Below are 856 nucleotides of genomic sequence, written 5' to 3'. Positions count from 1 at the left end.
TAGGTCATGTTGACAAATGGCGGAGCCATAAGCGGATCGACGTGATGTCGATGAAGCCCAGGAAGCTTTCGGCGGTCTTGTCGTAGCGGGTGGCGACGCGACGGGCATTCTTGAGCTTGTTGAAGCACCGCTCAACGAGATTGCGCAGGCGGTAGAGCCTGCGGTCAACGGCGACCCGTAGCTTCCGGGTTTTGCGCATGGGGATGACCGGCACCACGTCGCGCACCTCCATGGTCTTGCGGATGTTGTCGGAGTCGTAGCCGCGGTCTGCGAGCAGAACGCTTGGCTCGGGCAGGTTGTCAGCCATGACCAGATCGAAGCCGAGGTAGTCCGATGTCTGCCCGGCCGTGATTTCGGTTCTCATGGGCAGGCCTGCCGCATTGACCCGCAGATGGATCTTGGTCGTGAAGCCACCGCGCGAGCGGCCGAAACCTTGGCGCGGAGTCCCCCTTTTGCGCCCGCTGCCTGATGATGAGCGCGAACCACGGTGCTGTCGATCATCTGCAGCGCATCCGGCACGATCCGGCTCTCGTTCAGCGCCTCCAGGATCTGTTCCCACAGCCTCGCCAACGTCCAGCGCCGGAACTGCCGATAGACAGACGACCATTTGCCGAACTCTTCCGGCAGGTCGCGCCAGGGCGACCCCGTTCGGGCGATCCAGAAAATCCCATCCAGAACAAGCCGATGGTTCGTGGGCTTGCGGCCGTTCGGAGAACGGACAGCCAGGATGAAGCGTTTAAAGAACGCCCACTCGTCGTTCGACATCAGGTCTCGTGCCACGCTGGTCTCCATTGCAGATACCAGCTTGAATCACGATCACCGCGCCCGGTGAACCCCTTTTGTCAACACGCCCTAG

Annotated in this window: 1 pseudogene; it reads right to left on the bottom strand. The window is 61.4% G+C overall.

Annotation, left to right across the window (positions count from 1 at the left end):
• Positions 1-4: 4 nt before the first annotated feature.
• Positions 5-765, bottom strand: a pseudogene (locus FNF32_RS14990) (IS5 family transposase).
• Positions 766-856 lie beyond the last annotated feature (91 nt).

Origin of the sequence: Paracoccus marinus (genome assembly GCF_007018965.1) — a bacterium.
GTDB classification, from domain to species: Bacteria; Pseudomonadota; Alphaproteobacteria; order Rhodobacterales; family Rhodobacteraceae; genus Paracoccus; species Paracoccus marinus.
This window is presented reverse-complemented; position numbering and strand designations above follow the sequence as displayed.